Source organism: Stenotrophomonas sp. BR163 (genome assembly GCF_047520985.2).
Lineage (GTDB): Bacteria > Pseudomonadota > Gammaproteobacteria > Xanthomonadales > Xanthomonadaceae > Stenotrophomonas > Stenotrophomonas sepilia.
The window spans coordinates 141,769-159,494 of record NZ_JAXBRE020000009.1 but is presented as its reverse complement, the minus strand read 5'-3'; the positions used below and the strand labels follow the sequence as shown (position 1 = coordinate 159,494).

17 protein-coding genes are annotated in these 17,726 nt (G+C 68.4%); 6 read left to right on the top strand and 11 right to left on the bottom strand.

All coding sequences use genetic code 11. The features are described from left to right. Positions 1–54 precede the first annotated feature (54 nt). From bioC to bioB, 5 genes are all read right to left on the bottom strand, one after another. Complete coding sequence (gene bioC, locus ACM0PY_RS10245; RefSeq protein WP_180883702.1) at positions 55–939, bottom strand: malonyl-ACP O-methyltransferase BioC; 885 nt, start codon at positions 937–939, stop codon at positions 55–57. Between the two features lie 12 nt (positions 940–951). Then, positions 952–1,731, bottom strand: coding sequence for an SDR family oxidoreductase (locus tag ACM0PY_RS10240; RefSeq protein WP_180883704.1), 780 nt, complete (start codon positions 1,729–1,731; stop codon positions 952–954). Between the two features lie 29 nt (positions 1,732–1,760). Beyond that, the gene (gene bioH, locus ACM0PY_RS10235) at positions 1,761–2,540 is read right to left on the bottom strand and encodes a pimeloyl-ACP methyl ester esterase BioH (protein ID WP_180869427.1); all 780 of its coding nucleotides are present in this window, start codon (positions 2,538–2,540) and stop codon (positions 1,761–1,763) included. 18 nt (positions 2,541–2,558) lie between these two features. Then, a complete protein-coding gene (gene bioF, locus ACM0PY_RS10230; protein WP_180883706.1) occupies positions 2,559–3,782 on the bottom strand; it encodes an 8-amino-7-oxononanoate synthase in 1,224 nt (407 codons plus the stop codon). Positions 3,783–3,849: 67 nt separating this feature from the next. After that, positions 3,850–4,893, bottom strand: coding sequence for a biotin synthase BioB (gene bioB / locus ACM0PY_RS10225; protein ID WP_180883708.1), 1,044 nt, complete (start codon positions 4,891–4,893; stop codon positions 3,850–3,852). A 159-nt stretch (positions 4,894–5,052) separates the two neighbouring features. Here bioB and ACM0PY_RS10220 point away from each other — a divergent pair, with 159 nt between their 5' ends. The 6 genes from ACM0PY_RS10220 (at position 5,053) to ACM0PY_RS10195 (ending at position 10,226) form a co-directional block, all read left to right on the top strand. Continuing rightward, on the top strand, positions 5,053–5,361 hold the full coding sequence (locus ACM0PY_RS10220; protein ID WP_134971504.1) for a hypothetical protein: 309 nt from the start codon (positions 5,053–5,055) through the stop codon (positions 5,359–5,361). Between the two features lie 369 nt (positions 5,362–5,730). Then, complete coding sequence (locus ACM0PY_RS10215; RefSeq protein ID WP_180883710.1) at positions 5,731–7,056, top strand: chloride channel protein; 1,326 nt, start codon at positions 5,731–5,733, stop codon at positions 7,054–7,056. Positions 7,057–7,201: 145 nt separating this feature from the next. Then, the gene (locus ACM0PY_RS10210) at positions 7,202–8,371 is read left to right on the top strand and encodes an L-dopachrome tautomerase-related protein (protein WP_180883712.1); all 1,170 of its coding nucleotides are present in this window, start codon (positions 7,202–7,204) and stop codon (positions 8,369–8,371) included. A gap of 88 nt (positions 8,372–8,459) precedes the next feature. Then, complete coding sequence (locus tag ACM0PY_RS10205; protein WP_070489971.1) at positions 8,460–9,149, top strand: ComF family protein; 690 nt, start codon at positions 8,460–8,462, stop codon at positions 9,147–9,149. A 58-nt stretch (positions 9,150–9,207) separates the two neighbouring features. After that, entirely contained in the window at positions 9,208–9,759 is a 552-nt protein-coding gene (locus ACM0PY_RS10200) for an HdeD family acid-resistance protein (RefSeq protein WP_049400854.1), read from the top strand. Next, a complete protein-coding gene (locus ACM0PY_RS10195; RefSeq protein ID WP_134971498.1) occupies positions 9,756–10,226 on the top strand; it encodes a SecDF P1 head subdomain-containing protein in 471 nt (156 codons plus the stop codon). Before ACM0PY_RS10200 ends, ACM0PY_RS10195 begins: the two co-directional genes overlap by 4 nt. A 52-nt stretch (positions 10,227–10,278) precedes the next feature. On the opposite strand, the gene ACM0PY_RS10190 is transcribed toward ACM0PY_RS10195, so the two are convergent. From ACM0PY_RS10190 to ACM0PY_RS10165, 6 genes are all read right to left on the bottom strand, one after another. After that, on the bottom strand, positions 10,279–12,057 hold the full coding sequence (locus ACM0PY_RS10190) for an MFS transporter (protein WP_180883714.1): 1,779 nt from the start codon (positions 12,055–12,057) through the stop codon (positions 10,279–10,281). Between the two features lie 192 nt (positions 12,058–12,249). Beyond that, complete coding sequence (gene nagA, locus ACM0PY_RS10185) at positions 12,250–13,365, bottom strand: N-acetylglucosamine-6-phosphate deacetylase (RefSeq protein ID WP_134971494.1); 1,116 nt, start codon at positions 13,363–13,365, stop codon at positions 12,250–12,252. Next, a complete protein-coding gene (locus tag ACM0PY_RS10180; protein WP_049417055.1) occupies positions 13,362–14,138 on the bottom strand; it encodes a DeoR family transcriptional regulator in 777 nt (258 codons plus the stop codon). The genes nagA and ACM0PY_RS10180 overlap by 4 nt, the downstream gene beginning before the upstream one ends. 33 nt (positions 14,139–14,171) lie before the next feature. Beyond that, on the bottom strand, positions 14,172–15,506 hold the full coding sequence (locus ACM0PY_RS10175; protein ID WP_180883716.1) for a D-tagatose-bisphosphate aldolase, class II, non-catalytic subunit: 1,335 nt from the start codon (positions 15,504–15,506) through the stop codon (positions 14,172–14,174). A 17-nt stretch (positions 15,507–15,523) separates the two neighbouring features. Then, a complete protein-coding gene (locus tag ACM0PY_RS10170; RefSeq protein WP_049417012.1) occupies positions 15,524–16,462 on the bottom strand; it encodes an ROK family protein in 939 nt (312 codons plus the stop codon). Then, positions 16,455–17,609 (bottom strand): SIS domain-containing protein, encoded by a 1,155-nt coding sequence (locus ACM0PY_RS10165; RefSeq protein WP_180883718.1) that lies wholly within the window; start codon positions 17,607–17,609, stop codon positions 16,455–16,457. The genes ACM0PY_RS10170 and ACM0PY_RS10165 overlap by 8 nt, the downstream gene beginning before the upstream one ends. Positions 17,610–17,726: the final 117 nt, after the last annotated feature.

The window sequence follows — 17,726 nt, the reverse complement described above, 5'->3', positions numbered from 1 at the left end:
ATGCCCAGCGTGGAATCGTGAGGTTGCCGGCCAGCGGCCGGCACTAACAGGCGATCAGGTCTGCTTGCGCCGGATCGGAATCGCCGACACCGGCACTGAGGCCACGTCATGCCCGCCTTCGCGGATCGGTGCGCCCGGGTCCGGTGCCCAGGCATGCGCATAGATTACTTCCCAGCTGCTGGGCAGCTTGCCGTCGGCGCGCCGCATCGGTTCATACGCCGCTGCCGCCGCAGCGAAACGGCCACGCCCGGTCAGCGTGTGGCGGCGATCCACGCGCGCATTGGTCGCGCCCATCGCGCGCAGCTCGCGCATCAACGAGGGCAGGTCGTCGTAGGTCAGGGTGAACAGATCGCGGTCCAGCACCGGGTCGCGGAAGCCGGCCATCATCAGCGCATCGCCGAACTGGGCGATCTGCGCGAAGCGGCTCACGTGCGGGCGGTCATCGGCGGCCGCGAAGGCCTCGTTGAGTTCGATCAGGGTTTCCGGGCCGAAGGTGGAACACAGCAGCAGGCCACCGGGCTTGAGCACGCGACGGAAGCCTGCGAACACCGCCGGCAGGTCGTCCACCCACTGCAGGCAAAGGTTGCTGAAGATCACGTCCACGCTGTTGTCGGCCAGCGGCAGCGCGGCGGCGTCGCCGCACAGGCGCTGGAACGGCTTCCACCAACCGGCCTGGCGCTTGGCCTGGTCCAGCATCGGCAGTGCCACGTCCAGCGCGATCACCTGCGCCTTCGGCCAGCGCTTCTTCATCAGCGCACTGGCGTGGCCGGTTCCGGCGCCAATGTCCAGCACCACCTCGGGCTTGCGTGCTTCCAGGTAGTCCAGGGATTCCACCAGCCGCGCCTGCACCTCGCGCTGCAGGGCGGCGGCGGCGTCGTAGCTGGGCGCGGCGCGGGCGAACGCGCGGCGGACATGGCGGGCATCGAAGTGGGACGGCATTGCGAAAGTCTCTTAGAACGTACCGGGGTAGGCGCCGCCGTCGATCAGCAGGTTCTGCCCGGTGAGGTAACCGGCGTGTGCACTGCACAGGAAGGCGCAGGCGGCGCCGAACTCGTCCGCCGTGCCGAAGCGGCCGGCGGGAATCTGCTGGCGGCGGCGTTCGGCCACTGCGCCGGCATCGCCGTCCTTGCCCGCAGTGTGGGCGAAGTTGGCGCGCAGGCGGTCGGTGTCGAACTGGCCGGGCAGCAGGTTGTTGATTGTGACGTTGTGCGCCACGGTGCGGCGCGACAGGCCGGCGACGAACCCGGTCAGGCCGCTGCGCGCGCCATTGGACAGCGCCAGGATGTCGATCGGGGCTTTCACCGCCGACGAGGTGATGTTGACGATGCGGCCGAAGCCACGCGCGATCATTGCGTCCACGGTGGCGCGGATCAGCGCGATCGGCGCCAGCATGTTGGCGTCCAGCGCGGCAATCCAGTCGTCGCGCTCGAAAGTGCGGAAGTCGCCTGGCGGCGGGCCACCGGCATTGGTGACCAGGATGTCCACCTGCGGGCACGCGGCCAGCGCCGCGGCACGACCGGCGTCGGTGGTGACGTCGGCGGCGACCGCGCGCACCTCAGCGGCACCGGGCAGGGCGCCCAGCTCTGCGGCGGCAACCTGCAGTGCCTCCTCGCCACGGGCCACGATCACCACGTTGACGCTCTCGCGCACCAGCGCACGCGCGCAGCCCAGGCCCAAGCCCTTGCTTGCGCCGCAGACCAGTGCCCAGCGGCCGTTGATGCCCAGATCCATGCGTCAATCCCGTGGAATGAGGAAGGCGCTCATTGTCCGCCATCGGCCGGTGACAGGCCGGCAACGAAGTGTTGCAGGGCGCTGGCCACCTCGTCGGCATGGCCGAGGAAGGGCGCGTGGCCGCCATGGGCGATGGTCAGCGCCTGCGCACCCGGTGCCAATGCCGCAGCGGCCTGCATCGCCGCCGGAGACACCAGCCGGTCGCGCTGGCCGGCGATCCACAGGCTGGGCCTGGCCAGCGTCGGCAGTGCGCCGCGCAGGTCGGTGCTTTCCAGCAGGCGCAGGCCTTCCAGCAGAGCGCGTTCGGTGGGCGCGCCGCGCTCGACCAGGCGCTGGCGCAGCGTGCGCAGCTCCTCGCGGGCGTGCGCCGAGCCCATCACGTCCAGCGCCAGGAAACGCTCCAGGGTGCCACCGAAATCGGTCGCCAGCTCGCGCCCGAACTGCTCGAACACCGCCGGCTCCACCGCATGCGGCCAGTCGTCGCCACGCACGAAGCGCGGCGTGGCCGCGATCATCGCCAGCCCGCGCACCTTCGGCAGCGTCGCGGCGGCGTGCAGTGCGAACAGGCCGCCCAGTGACCAGCCGCACCACACCGCCGGCGGCGTGGCCGCGGCAATGGCGTTGACCACGAATGGCAGGCGCAACGGTGTGGTGTCTTCGCGGCTGTGGCCATGGCCCGGCAGATCAACCAGATGCAGGGTGAACCGCTCGGCCAAGCGCTGCACCAACGGTGCGAACACACCGCCCTGCAGGGCCCAGCCATGAATCAGTACCAGGTCCGGCCCCTGGCCGGTGACGTCGATATGCATGGGAAAACGACAGCAGGCTCAGGCAAAGACAGGCAACGGCGGTGGCACGGCGTCACGCACCGCCAGATCCACGCGATCGCGCGCGCTGGCGATCGCGTCCACCAGGCCACGCACCTGTTCCGGCGTGTGCAGGGCGGACAGGGTGACACGCAGGCGCGCCTTGCCTTCGGGCACCGTGGGCGGACGGATCGCACCGACCAGCCAACCGGCCTGTTCCAGTGCCTTGGACATCGCCACAGCGCGATGATCGTCACCACACAGCAGCGGCTGGATCGGCGTTTCCGAAGCCATCAGGTCCAGGCCATGGCGGCGTGCCTCGCTGCGGAACAGCGCGATCAGGTCGGTCAGTTTCGAGCGGCGCCAGTTGTCACGGCGTGCCAGGCGCACCGCTTCCAGTGCAGCGGCGGCCAGCAGTGGCGGCATCGCCGTGGTGTAGATGTAGGGGCGCGCGGTTTCGGCCAGGTGCTCGACCAGATCGTCGCGGCCCAGGACCAGCGCGCCGGAACCGCCCAGTGCCTTGCCCAGCGTGACCAGCTGCAGCGGCACATCGTCCACGCCCAGCCCGGCGGCGGCCACGGCACCACGGCCGTCACCGACCACGCCCACGCCGTGCGCATCGTCCACATAGAACAGCGCCTGCTGCAGGCGTGCCACAAGCGACAATGCACGCAGCGGTGCGATGTCGCCATCCATGCTGAAGACACCATCGGTGGCCAGCATCGCCGCGCCGTCGGGCGCGTGCTTGAGCTGGCGCATCGCGCCTTCGGCATCAAGGTGCGGATAACGGCGCAGGCGCGCACCGGCCAGCCGCGTCGCATCGAGCAGGCTGGCGTGGTTGAGCTTGTCCTGCACGCAGACGTCGTTCTCTTCGCTCAGCAGTGCCTGCTGCACGGCCAGGTTGGCGGCGAAGCCACTACTAAACAGCAGCGCGCGCGGGTAGCCCAGCCACTCCGCCACTTCGCGCTCCAGCGCGTCATGCAGGGCGTGGTGGCCGCAGACCAGGTGCGATGCACCCGCGCCGGTGCCTTCGCGTGCGGCGGCATCCTGCAGTGCGTTGACCACGCTGAACTGCTGGGCCAGGCCCAGATAATCATTGCTGCAGAAGCCGGTCAGCCACTGGCCGTCCACTTCCAGGCGGACGCCATCACGACGGTTGACCGTGCGCCGCGTGCGGCGACGGCCCTGGGCATCGCGCAGGGCGCGCTGGGCGTGGAGGCGGGCGGTCAGGTCGGGGCGGGCCATGGCGGCTGAATGCGGCGACGGGGCGGCTAGGGTAGCGCGTTGCCGCGACGCCTGCTTGCGGCCTGTCTCAGGCCGCGTGAGCACAGCCACAGCCGGGCGCTTCGGCGCTGATATCGGCGTGCACGGTGCCACCGTGGTCGTGGCCCTCGGCGTCCACCTGCATCGCCATCGGTTGCAGGCCCAACCGCGCGAACAGGGCCAGGTCGCGCTCGCTCTCCGGGTTACCGGTGGTCAGCAGCTTGTCACCGTAGAAGATCGAGTTGGCACCGGCCACGAAGCACAGCGCCTGCAGTTCGTCACTCATGGCTTCGCGCCCGGCCGACAGCCGCACCATCGAACGCGGCATGGTAATGCGCGCCACTGCGATCATGCGCACGAACTCGAACGGGTCCAGCTCGGCACTGCCATGCAGCGGGGTGCCCGCCACCTGCACCAGCCTGTTGATCGGCACCGAATCGGGATGGGCCGGCAGCGTGGCCAGCGCCAGCAGCAGGCCGACGCGCTGCGCGCGCGTCTCGCCCATGCCGACAATGCCGCCGCAGCAGGTCTTCAGGCCGGCCTCGCGCACGTGCTCCAGCGTGTCCAGGCGGTCCTGGTACTGGCGTGTGTGGATGATCGAATCGTAGTAGTCCGGCGCGGTGTCGAGATTGTGGTTGTAGTAGTCCAGGCCGGCGTCCTTCAGCGCACGTGCCTGTTCGCCACTGAGCATGCCCAGCGTGGCGCAGGTCTCCAGGCCCAGCGCCTTCACCCCGGCGATCATCGCCGCAACCTTGGGAATGTCGCGGTCTTTCGGTGAACGCCACGCGGCGCCCATGCAGAAACGCGACGCACCGGCGGCCTTCGCCTGGCGGGCCTTGGCCAGCACCGCATCGGTGTCCATCAGCTTCTGCGCGTTCACCCCGGTGCTGTAGCGCTGCGCCTGAGGGCAGTACGCGCAGTCTTCCGGGCAGCCTCCGGTCTTCACCGACAGCAGCGTGGAGACCTGCACCTGCGCCGGGTCGAAGTGCTCACGGTGGACCGCCGCGGCGCGGAACAGCAGCTCGGGCAACGGCAGGTCGAACAGGGCCTGCAGTTCGTCGTGTTGCCAGTCGTGGCGGATGGCAGCAGCCATGGCGGACCTTGGGTACGAGTGGAGCGAGGGCGGCAGTGTGGGTGGGCGCCCTCGGACTGTCAACCAAATTTCCGATTTATCAGTTTACGGTGTGAAGGGGTGCTAAAACGACACTCTGCGGTGTACGTTTGCTGCTGCGTACGGATTCGCGAGTTTCCCTTGGACAGCTATCAGACCTACCCGCCCCGCCGTGATGCCGTCCTGTGCAGTCTTGCCGAACTGCCCGACGGCGGCCTGCGCGTGGTGCTGGATGATCTGCGCCAGTCCGACACGCCAGGGCAGTGGAAGAACCACGTCTTCGTGACCTTCAAGGACTACCCGGCAGGGCAGCTCGATCCGGCGATGCTGCCGAAGGAGGAGCTTGAAGCATTCGGTCACTATGTCTTGGTTCGCTTGTTGGCGATAAACGGTTGCCTGCGTGATACGGACGAAGGCCCTGACAGCGATGTCCCTCTCACCGACCAGTAGCGGCAAAGCACCGCCGCGCTGACCGACGAAGGCAATCGCCCGGATCGATGCGCAACTGCGTTCCCACTGCGACGGACAGTTCCGAAACATCGCCTGCATCGAGTGGATGGCGATGTCGCTGGACCCGCAGCGCCACCCCGGCATTGCCGATGCCTTCTACGCCCAGCGTGTGCGCGAACGGGTCGCGCGCGGCGTACTGGAAGTGCGGCGTGCAAAAGCGCCGGTGGCGGGAGCGCCTGCGCGTCCAGCGATGTACGCACGGGGCAGGCAGTCGGGACGACCCGTACCAGGGCATTTCACCGCATCCTGCAAGGCCTTCAGCCACAGTAGCCGCTGTCCGCCTTCCTCCGCAGCGTCCAAACTGCCCGCATGACCGATCTCCATCGCCTCCGCGGCCGCATCACCGCGCTGGTTCTCAGTGAGGCCTGGCGCCGCCGTGCCGCGCTCTGGGGCGGCGCTGTGGCTGTGGCACTGGTGGCCATCCTGTTCGCCAAGGCCAGTGATGCGGCCTTCCACCTGTTCCAGCGCATCACGTCGCACTCGCCGTGGTGGGCCCTGCTGCTCACGCCGGGCATCTTCGCGCTGCTGGCCTGGCTCACTTCCGGCGTGCTGAAGCCCACGCGGGGCAGCGGCATTCCGCAGGTCATCGCTGCGTTGGACAAGCCCGATGAGCCGTTCCGGAAAACCAACCTTTCCCCAGCGGTTTCGGCGGGCAAACTGCTGCTGACCTCGTTGTCGCTGCTCGGCGGCGCGTCGGTTGGGCGCGAAGGTCCCACGGTGCATGTGGGCGCGAGCCTGATGTACCTGTTCGGCCGCTGGTTCGGCTTCAAGGATCCACGCGAACTCTCGCACTTCCTGCTGGCGGGTGGTGCAGCGGGCATCGCCGCGGCATTCAATACACCGCTGGCGGGCATCGTGTTCGCCATCGAGGAGCTCAGTGGCCGTTTCGAACATCGCTTCTCCGGTACCCTGTTGACCGCAGTGATCGTCGGTGGCGTGGTATCGCTCGGTCTGTTGGGCAACTACACCTATTTCGGCCATGTGAGCGCGCGCCTGCCGCTCGGCCAGGGCTGGCTGGCGATCCTGCTGTGCGGCGTAGTGGCCGGATTGCTGGGCGGATTGTTCGCGCGCGCGGTGCTGGCCAGTGCGGCGGGCCGCCCCCGTTGGCTCGGGCAACTACGGCAGCGGCATCCCGTGTTGCTGGCCGCAGGCTGCGGGCTGGTGGTGGTGCTGCTGGCCCTGGCGTTCGGAGAAGGCGCATTCGGCACCGGCTACGAACAGGCGCGCAGCCTGGTGCAGGGGCAGGCGATGGTGGGCCACGAGTTCGGTCTGATGAAGCTGCTGGCGAATCTGGCGTCCTACGTGGCGGGCATCCCCGGCGGCCTGTTCTCGCCGGCGCTGGCGGTCGGTGCCGGCCTTGGCCACAACCTGGCCGTACTGATGCCGGGCGTGGACCCGCGCGCGTTCGTGCTGCTGGGCATGTGCGCCTACCTGACCGGCGTCACCCAGGCCCCGCTGACCTCGGCGGTGATCTCGCTGGAGCTGACCGACAGTGGTGATCTGCTGCTGCCGATCCTGGCCACGGTGCTGATCGCGCGCGGCGTGTCCGGGCTGGTGTGCCGCGTGCCGATCTACCGCGGGTTGGCGGAGATGTTGATGGTGCCGAAAACAGAGCCAGCTGATAGGCCTCACTGATTGCCTTGATCAACAGGACCAATCATCTCGAATCTTCACTCCAGCAGTGAAGCTGATTCCGCGCTGCACCGTCTACCCCATGCGCGGCGCGCCGCTGAAGATGCATCGACACCGGGGCTGCACCCGGACCCGCATCGAGAGCAACATGATCAACTGTCGTATCCGCAGCCTGGCGGCTGCCGTCCTGGCCCTGGCCAGTTCCCCCGCGCTGGCGATGTCCGGCGCGCCCATGCTGCCCAGCGAGCGCAGCATCGGTACCCTCGAACCGGTGGCGCGTTTCGAAGGTGCCATGCCCACCAGCGTGGCGGTATCAGAAACCGGGCGCATCTTCGTCAACTTCCCGCGCTGGGGCGATGACGTGAGCTACAGCGTGGCCGAATGGCGCGACGGCCGCGCCGTTCCCTATCCGGATGCGCGCATCAACAGCGCGGACGGAGCCGACCCGGCTGCACACTTCATCAGCGTGCAGAGCGTGGTGGCCGATGGCCAAGGCCGGCTTTGGGTGTTGGACACTGCAGCGCCCGGATTCTCCGCACCGCAGGCCGGTGGCGCCAAGCTGGTGGCGATCGATCTGGCTACCAATACCGTGGCCAGGACACTGGTGTTCCCAGCCAACGTCATCGACGCGCGCACCTACGTCAACGATGTGCGCTTCGATTTCCGGGTCGGCCGCGAGGGAGTGGCCTACGTGACCGACTCGTCGCTGAGCGGTATCGGCGGCATCATCGTGATCGACCTCGCTACCGGTAGCGCCACCAAGCGCCTGATCGGGCATGTGTTCACGTCAGCCGACCCGACCTTCGTACCGATCGTGGAAGGGCAGCAGATGCGGCTGCGCAACGCGGATGGTTCGACGCAGCCGTTCACCGTGGCCGCCGATGGCATCGCCCTGTCGCCCGATGGCGCCACGCTGTTCTACACGCCCTTGTCCAGCCGTCATCTGTACAGCGTGCCGACCGCGCTGCTGCGCGATCCGAAGGTGAGTGAAGCGGAACTGGCGGCCGCGGTGGTCGACCTCGGCGACAAGGGCGCCTCCGATGGCATGGAGATGGACGCCAACGGGCGGTTGTATGCCAGCGACTACGAGCACAACGCCATCCATGCCCGCGACGCGCAGGGGCGATGGACGACCGTGGTTCACGACCCGCGCATCCTGTGGCCGGATACGTTGTCGATGGGGCCGGATGGCTATCTGTACTTCACCGCCAACCAGCTGCACCGCCAAGCCGGATTCAATGGCGGCGTTGATCGGCGGCAGGCGCCGTACATGGTGTATCGCACGCGGGTGGATGCCGCGCCGGCGCCCACGAGGTGAAGTGATCCGTAAACGGGTAAGGATGCCTACGGGTTGAAGGGCGAGCGTCTGATGGCCCCAGGGCCGGGGTGCGATCACGCTGTAGTGCATGCCGGTCCTGTTCAAGTCCACTCGCCTCCTGCAGGCGGCGCTTCGCGTGCTGCTGCCACTGCGCTGCCTGGTATGCGGCGATCCGGGCGATGATGATCTCGACCTGTGCCGCGCCTGCCTCGCCGGACTACCCTGGGCCGGCCGCGCCTGCCTGCGTTGCGCGCTGCCGTTGCCGGACGCCGCCCTGATCGTCTGCGGCAGCTGCCGCGAGGAAGCGCCACCGCAGACGGCCACCCATGCCAGCCTGTTGTACCTGCCGCCAGTGGACCAGCTGCTGGTGCGCTACAAGTTCCATCAGGACCTGGCGGCTGGCCGCCTGCTGGCGCAGTTGATGCAGCGGGCACCGCCCGCCTGGTCATGCCCACCACTGGTGCCGGTGCCGCTGCACCGCCGCCGCCTGCGCCAGCGTGGCTACAACCAGGCCGCCGAGCTGTGCCGGCTGCTGCCGTTGCCGGTCTGGCATGGGCTGTACCGGCGGCGGCATACGGCGCCACAGTCCGAACGCACGGCCGAACAGCGCCGGGAGAACCTGTTCGATGCGTTCGATGTGCGTGGTCCGGTGCCACCCCGATTGACCGTGGTTGACGACGTGATGACCACCGGCAGTACGGTGATGGAGATTGCCGAAACGCTGCGCTGCGTGGGCGCTGAAGAGGTGCGGGTATGGGTGTGCGCGCGGGTACCGTGATCGCTGTCTTCATCGCCGGGGGCTAGGATGTGGCCGGTACTGGACTGAAGGAGTGGCCATGAATTCCCCCTTGTCTCCCTTGTTGTCGGCGGTGGGTCGCAGCTGGTGGATCCTGCTGCTGTATGGGCTGGTTGCGCTGGGCTTCGGCATCATCGCCATCGGCTGGCCGCTATCCGCCGCCATGGCATTGGCGTGGACGCTGGGCGTGATGGCCATCGTTGAAGGCGTCATCAGCCTGTTCGCACTGGTCAGCGGCGGCAGCGGCGCGTCGCGTGGCTGGCTGGCACTGTATGCCATCGCCTCGCTGGGTTTCGGCATCCTGGCGGTGATCAATCCGCTGGCCACCGCCAGCGTGCTGGTGCTGTTCCTGGCGGCGTGGCTGCTGGTGGCAGGCATCTATCGCATCGTGTTCGCGATCCGCGTGCGCAAGCAGATCCAGGGTGAGTGGCTGCTGATTCTCAGCGGCGTGCTGGCGGTGGTGCTGGGCCTGCTGTTCGCGGCCAACCCGTACGCGGGCGTGGCGGTGACCACGCTGTGGATCGGCATTGGCAGCCTGCTGTACGGCCTGCTGCAGGTGCTGGTGGCGTTCAAGCTGCGGAAGCTGAAGTGAGAACGGCGCTTGTGTTGTTGCTGGGCGCGGCACTGGCCGTGGCCGGATGCACGCCGGGTGCCACGCCCGCGGTGCAGGCGGTCGAGGGACACGTACCGCGCGCGGGTGTGGATGTACGCCTGAGCGCGGTCGATGCGGACGGCAAGGGCCGGCAGGCGCAATGGCAAGGCGAAACCCTGGCCTTGCGCGAGCCGCCGATCGCCGGCAGCGCCGACATTGCCGATGTGCGCTACGTGCTGGATCAGGACAAGCAACCTGGCCTGCAGATCCGCTTTCGACACGAAGCGCACCAGCGCATCCACGATGGTACGGAAGCACTGGTGGGCCAGCGCGCGGCGCTCAGCGTGGACGGCCGCGTGCTGATGGTGGCGACGGTGAAAGGCCCGTTCGGTGAATCGATGATGCTGAGCGGGTTGCCGAGCATCGCCGAGGCGCAGGCGTTGGCGATGCACATCACCGGTCAGTGACGGGCGCGCCAACACCAACGCGTTGCGCGCGGAGGTCGACCAAGGTCGACTGCTACCGGGCGAACCGTGCCTCGATCTCCTCCAGTGACTTGCCCTTGGTCTCCGGCAGCCAGAACGCGGCTACCAGGAAGAACACGAAGGTGCAGGCCGCCCAGAACACGAACATGCTGGCGTAGCCGTAATGGCCCACCGTGGGCAGGAAGATGGCGGCGATGGTGGTCGACACGAACTGGTTGATCAGCAGTGCGATGCTCATGCCGTTGGAGCGGATGCGGTTCGGCATCAGCTCCGACAGTGCCAGCCACACGCACACGCCGGGGCCGACCGCGAAGAACGCGACGAATACCAGGATGCAGGCGGCCACCGTCCAGCCATGTGCAGGCGGCGGCACCGGGCCGATGCGGGCCTGTTCGATGTGCAGCGGCGCCTGCGCGGCACTGGCGGGGTCGGCGAACGGGTTCAGATGCAACTTGCGGAAGAATGCGCCGATCACGCTGTCTGGCTGTACGGTGCCGGTGCGGTCGATACGCAGTTCGCGATCAATCAGGTTGTCGCTGCGCACGGCGCGCACATTGGTGAAGTCGCCGTAGGCGTACGACACGGTCAGCTGCAGCGGCCGGCCCTCGCTGTCGATGCCAGCACCGAGGCGCTGCCACTGGGTTTCATCCAGCACCAGCTGCAGGCCATCGCCGTTGACCGCCGCCTGCAACTGCGGCTGCACATCAGCGCGACCGCGCTCGGCCTGGAAGAACAGCGTGGCCGCGGCCAGCAGGGCCACGCAGATACCACCGCTGCCGAGCATCAGCAGGAACTTTCGGCCCTTGCGGTCGACCAGCAGCAACGCGACCACGGTCATCATCGCATTCAGCAGCTTGATCGCCACGTCGGCGCCGTTGGCCACTGAACCGGACAGGCCGGCCTGGTTGAGGATGTTCACCGCGTAGGCCAGTACCGAGTTGATGCCGGTGGCCTGGGTGCAGGCCAGCACCACGCAGGCGAGCAGGAACGGCACCACGTAGCGGCGGCTGAGCAGCGGGTCGCGCTTGCTGTCGCTGCTGCTCGATTCCGGCGCCTGGATCTGCGCAAGGGTGGGCTCCACATCGGCAGCGGGCAGTACGTGATGCAGGCTGCGGCGGGCTTCATCGATGCGGCCCCGGCGTACCAGCCAGCGTGGCGATTCGGACAGCCAGAAGATGCCCGCGCAGAACAGCAGGCCCGGCGCCAGGCAGGTCCAGAAGATGGTGCGCCAGGCGTGATCCTTCACCGTGAACAACTCCTGCGCCTGCTGTGCCAGCGGCAGCGAGCGCACGGCCTCGGCGGCGGCATCCACCGCATGTGCGTGGTACAGCCCGATCAGCGCGGCCAGCACCAGGCCGATGGTCAGCAGCAGCTGGAACATCGCCGCGCCGCGCCCGCGTCGCTCGGGGCTGAGCACTTCGGCCAGGTACAGCGGAATCACTACACCGATCAAACCGCCACTGATGCCCTGCAGCAGGCGCCCCAACAGCAGCGGCGTGTAGCCGGAGGCCAGTGCCATGATCGGAATCGAGGCGGTGAACAGCAGGCCGGCCAGCAGCATCGCGCCGCGGCGGCCGATCAGGTCGGCGATCATGCCGGCGAACAGCGACGACAGCACGCTGCCCAGCAGTACCGCGGCCACCACGAAGCCGAGCTGCTGGCTGCTGAGCTGCCAGGCGTGGCTGGCAGTTGCTTCAAGATAGGGCAGGGCGCCGGCGATGATGCCGATGTCGATGCCGTACAGCAGGCCACCCAGGCCGCCGATGAAGAGCAGGTAGCGTACGGGCCAGCGCGGAGCGGTGCTTGGAGTCATCGGCAGTTCCTGTGGTAGCGCCGGGCCACGCCCGGCGGCGGTTCGTCGCAGAGTGCTTTCTGTAGAGCCGAGCCATGCTCGGCTGCTTTCCGTTCCGATATCGAGGTTCCCCATGCCGCGCTTCGCGCGCTGAGCCGAGCATGGCTCGGCTCTACAGGGAGCCTGCGCGGCATCCGGGCCGCATCGCGCGTGTCAGTTCAGATCGACCACGCGCCCACCCACCACCACCTGCTGCAGGCGCAGTTCGGCGTCCAGTACCACCAGGTCGGCACGGGCGTCGGGCGCAATGCGGCCGCGATCGCCCAGGCCCAGGTAGTCGGCCGGGAAGGTGGAAACACGTTGCGAGGCATCGGCCAGCTCCAGGCCCACCTGCACCAGATTGCGCAGCGCCTGGTCCATGGTCAGTGCACTTCCTGCCAGTGAACCGGTCGCCAGGCGGACGCAGCCGCCGCACTTGTGCACGCGCTGCTCGCCCAGCGCGTACTCGCCGTCGGGCATGCCGGTGGCGGCCGTCGCGTCGGTCACCGCATACAGGCGCGGGATCGCGCGCGCGGCCAGGCGGATCACGCCGGGATGGATGTGCTGCAGGTCGGGAATGATCTCGGCGTACTGTGCATGCGCCAGCGCCGCCGCGGCGATGCCGGGTCGGTAATGGTCGACACCGGTCATGCCATTGAACAGATGGGTGAAGCCGGAGGCGCCGGCCTGCAGCGCAGCCACGCCCTCTTCATAGGTGCCGGCGCTGTGACCGAGCTGCACGCGGATGCCCATCGCCGAAAGCGCGGGAATCAGTGCAGTGTGCTCGCCGATTTCCGGTGCCAGCGTCATCACTCGGATCGGCGCCAGTGCGTGCAGTTGCTGCACCAGCGCCAGCGTCGCCTCGATCGTGCGGTTAGGCTGTGCACCGAGCCGCTGCGGGCTGATGAACGGTCCTTCCAGATGCACGCCGACGATGCTGGCGGCGTCGGCATCGGGCGCCGCCATCGTCGCAGCCACCCCCTGCAGCGCGTGCTCGATCTCATCCAGGCCGGCGGTCATGGTGGTTGCCAGCAGCGTGGTGGTGCCGAAGCGCAGATGGGTGCGCGCGATGGTGCGCGCCACGTCGCCGCCCTGCATCAGGTCCACCCCGGCCGCACCGTGTACATGCAGGTCGATGAAGCCGGGCAGGATGACCGGCAGCTGCAGGTCGTCAGCACCACTTTGGTCATCCACCTGCAGCTGGCGCACGTGTGAATCGAAGTGGACCTGGCCACGCCGCCAGCCCAGCGGGGTGAGGATGCGGCCATGCAGGGAACGGATGTCGGTCATGCGGGAGGCTCGGCAATGATCACTTCGATACCCAGCCGCTGCAGCCCTTCGCGGGTTGCGTCGTCGATGCCGGCGTCGGTGATGATGGCGTGGATCTGGTCGAGGCGGGCGATGCGGTGCAGGCTGACGCGGCCGAACTTGGAGGCGTCGGTCAGCACCACGATGCGGCGCGCGCGCTCGACCATGCGGTGGTTGAGGCGGGCTTCGGCCTCGTCGTGGGTGGTCAGGCCGAACTGCAGGTCCAGGCCATCCACGCCCAGGAACAAGGTGTCGAAGCTGTACGAGTTGAGGCTGGCCTCGGCCTGGCTGCCCTGCAGCGACAGCGACTGCTGGCGCAGCAGGCCACCGGTCAGCAGCACGGTGATGCCCGCGGCATTGGCCAGTTCCCAGGCGATGTTCAGGCCATTGGTCATCACCGTCACGTCGCGATGCGCGCGCAGGTGGCGGGCCAGCGTCATCGTGGTCGAGCCGGAATCGATGATGATGTTGTCGCCCGGCTGCACCAGGCGCGCAGCGCGCGCACCGATCGATTCCTTCAACGGCAGGTTCAGCGCGTCCTTCTCATGGATGTCCTGTTCCTGCGGCGGCGTGCGCACCAGGGTGGCGCCGCCGTGGGTGCGGTTGGCCAGGCCCTGCGACTCGAAGTGGGTCAGGTCGGCACGGATGGTTACCGCCGACACGCCGAAACGCTCGACCAGATCGGCCACCTGCACCGAGCCGTGCTCGATCAGCAGCTGCAGGATCTGTTGCCGGCGGGAGCGGGTGTTGCGCATGGCCATTCTCGGTTTCGCGGGGAAAGGTAGAGATTAGCCGTTCGCAGCAACTGCGGCAGCCGAACGTGCGTTCTGCGTGCGGGTTCCGGCCTGGTTGGCGCTGCAGGCGCGCGCGTACTCGCCCAGGCACAGGCCGATGCGGTGCTGCACCAGCGCGGTGGGGGTGTTGGTCAGCGTGCCCTCACGCACGGCGCGGTACTGCTCCGGCAGGTACTGGCTGAGCAGCACCAGTGGCGGCGCGTGCTGTTCCAGGTTGGCGAACAGGGTCTGCACCGCCTGCACCAGCGCGGGCTCGCCCCAGTAGTAGCGGCAGCGGTCACTGAAGGAGTAGCTGCGCAGCAGGCGCAGCGCGGCGTCATCGCCCTGGTAGTAGGACTGCCAGTACTTCGGCTGCGCCACCATCACCTCGTCCAGCACCTGCGGCAGGCGCGAGCACTGTGCCGCCGGCAGCAGTTCGGCCTCGATCGCGGCCAGCGCGAACAGCGCTTCGCGGTAGGCGAAGGTGGCCGCGGGCCCGACCTTGAGGATGGCGAAGTGGTCGCGCACCAGCGCGTGCAGGCCGCTCTCGCGCTGGTAGTCGGTGGAGTGCGCTTCGAACACGATGCGTGGCTGCTGTTCGAGGAAATCGGCCAGCGTACTGGCAGCGGCGGCGTCGTACTCGTGCACGCTGCTGTGGTCGAAGTCCACGCCCGGCTGCACCACCATCGCGATCACACGCTGCCATGCACCGCGCAGCTGCGGGGTATCGAAGGCCTGCCGGTGGATGGCCAGGGTCTGCGCGGCGGCGGCCGGCGTGGTCACCTGCAGGCCCTCGGCCAGCGAGGCTTCGCCTCCGGGAATCGGCACTTCGGTACCGATCACGTAGACCGGCGGCGGCAGGCCATGTTCGGCGGCGGTGCGTTCGGCGATTTCGGCCAACTCGGCCGAGCGCGCAGCGACGATGGCATCGGGCAGCGGCACCGGATCATCGGCGCAGGACATGCTGCAATCCAGATGGATCTTGTGGAAACCGGCGGTGACGTAGGCCTCGATCAGCACGCGCGCGTGGGTCATCGCTTCGGCCGCCGGGCGCTTCTGCCAGGCATTCGGGCCGAGGTGGTCGCCGCCCAGGACCAGCCGCTCGCGCGGGAAGCCTTCTTCATCGGCCAGCGTGCCGACGTAGTCGCGGTACTGCGGCGGGGTCATGCCGGTGTAGCCGCCGAACTGGTCGACCTGGTTGGAGGTGGCCTCGATCAGCAGCACGGTGCCATGCGCCAGGGCGACGTGCATGGCCGCGCGCAGCACCTGCTCGTTGCTGCAGCAGACGCTGTACAGGCCGACGTTGGCGCCGGCGCGGTGGGAAGCAAGCAGGGTCTGCAACGGGGACATGGTCACGCTCCGGTCAATCAGGAAAACGAGGGCTGGCAGGCGAGCAGGGCAGCGCCACGTGCGCCACCGGCATCGCCGAACCGTGGCGGCACGATCGGGGGGACCTGCACGCCATTGAACAGATGGGTGGCGATGGCGGCCGGCAGCTGCTGGTACAGCGGCGCGTACTGCGACAGGCCACCGCCGAGCACGATCACGTGCGGGTCCAGCGCCAGCACCAGCGCGGCCAGGCTGTGGCCGAGCAGGTCACGATGGATGTCCAGCGCCTTGCGCGCGCGGGCATCGCCGGCTTCGGCCAGCGTGATCACCGCACTGGCATCGACGGCGCTGCCTCCGAGGTGGCGTTCGATCATGGCCAATCCGCTGCCGGACACATAGCGCTCCACGCAGCCCTGCAGGCCGCAGCCGCAGTCCAGCAGCGGCAGGCCATGGCGCTGCAGCAGATGGCCGGGCACGCTCCAGTGGCCCCATTCGCCGGCCAGGCCGTTGAAGCCGGACAGCAGCCGGCCCTGCAGGCAGAAGCCGCCGCCGGCACCGGTGCCGAGGATGGCGCCGAACATGCTGGGATAGCCTTCGGCGGCACCGCCGTGCGCTTCCGACAGGGCAAAGCACTGCAGGTCGTTGCCGAAATGCAGCGAGCGTTGCAGCCGCGCCTGCAGATCCTGCGCCACGCACTGGCCGGTCAGTGCGGGCACGTTCGCGCTGAGCTGGCGGCCGCTGCGGCGGTCACGCACGCCGGGCAGGGCAATGCCGATGGCCGCATCATTCCGGCCCAGCGCGGCGTCGGCCTCGGCCACCAGCGTCACCACGGCCTGCAGGAAGCCATCGTAGTCGCCCTGCGGCGTGGCCACGCGGCGGCGCCAGGTGACCTGCATCGCCGCATCGCACGCCACCAGCTCGATCTTGGTGCCGCCGATGTCGATGCCATAGCAGGCGTGGGCGATCAGCTCAGCCATGGTGGATGGTGACGCCCTTGACGACGCGGTTGACGGTGCCATCCGGGAACGGGTTGTCCGGGGTCAGTCCCAGCGCGGCCGAGCGCTGCAGCGCGAACAGCTGCGCGAAGCCCAGCCACACCGGTGCCAGCCACGGATCGTCCAGGGCCGGTACGGTGAGGGTGTAGTCGTCATCGGCGCCGATATCCGAATGCGGACCGATCGCCAGCACCTGCCCGGCCACGCCATCGCGGCGCAGTTCGTCCAGCAGGTCCTGCTCGTAGCGGCGCGCGAGCGGCTGCACGCTGCGCAGCACTACCACCAGGGTGTTGCCATCCAGCGTCGACTTCGGGCCATGACGGAAGCCCAGCGGGGTGTTGGCCAGCGCCAGCACGCGGCCAGCGGTCAGTTCCAGCACCTTCAGCGCGCACTCGCGTGCCAGCGCTTCCAGCGGGCCGCTGCCAAGGTAGATCACGCGGTTGAACGGGCGCTGCGCCAGCGCCGCCACCGGTGCGTCCCACTGCGCCTGCCCTTCGCGGGCCAGCGCGGCGATCTGCTTCAGGCGCGCCACGCGCGCATCCCACGGCGAACGATCGAACACGGTCAGTGCGGCCAGCAGCATGCAGGTCAGGCTGCTGGTCATGGCGAAGGCGCGGTCGCAGCTGGCCGACGGCATCAGCAGGGTGCAGGTATCGGCACGGCCGGCCCCACGGCGGGCCAGTTCGCCATCGGCGTTGCAGGTGATGTCGAGGAAGCGCGCGTCATCCACGTCGCTGCGCACGCGGTCAACCGCCGCCACGCTTTCCGGGCTGGAACCGCTGCGGCCGAACGAGACCAGCAGGGTCGGGCGGTCGCGCTGCAGGTACAGCGCCGGGTGGGTCAGCAGGCTGGTGGTGTGCACCACGCGCACCTCGGCCGGCCACTGTGCGTTGATCGCATCAGCCACCATCTCGGCGATGAAGCCGGAACTGCCGGCGCCGGTGAACAGCACGCGCTGGTTGGGATCGTCGAGGCTGTCGCCAAGGAAGGCCTGCAGGCGGTCGCGGGCACGCGACAGGTCCTGTGCGAGTGCTTCCCACAGCGCAGGCTGCTGGGCGATTTCGGTTGCGGTATCGGCTCCGCCAAGGCGCTGCCAGGCGGACACATCGGAAAGCAGGGTGACGTCCATTCGGAGGTTCCAGTTGGGCCAGCGCACCATCTGTGTTTTCTTTCGAAATGTCAAACATCGAAAGTAAAAAGAAAGAAAATGGCCTGGTGACTTTCCCAGTCGGGGAGGGCCAGGAAA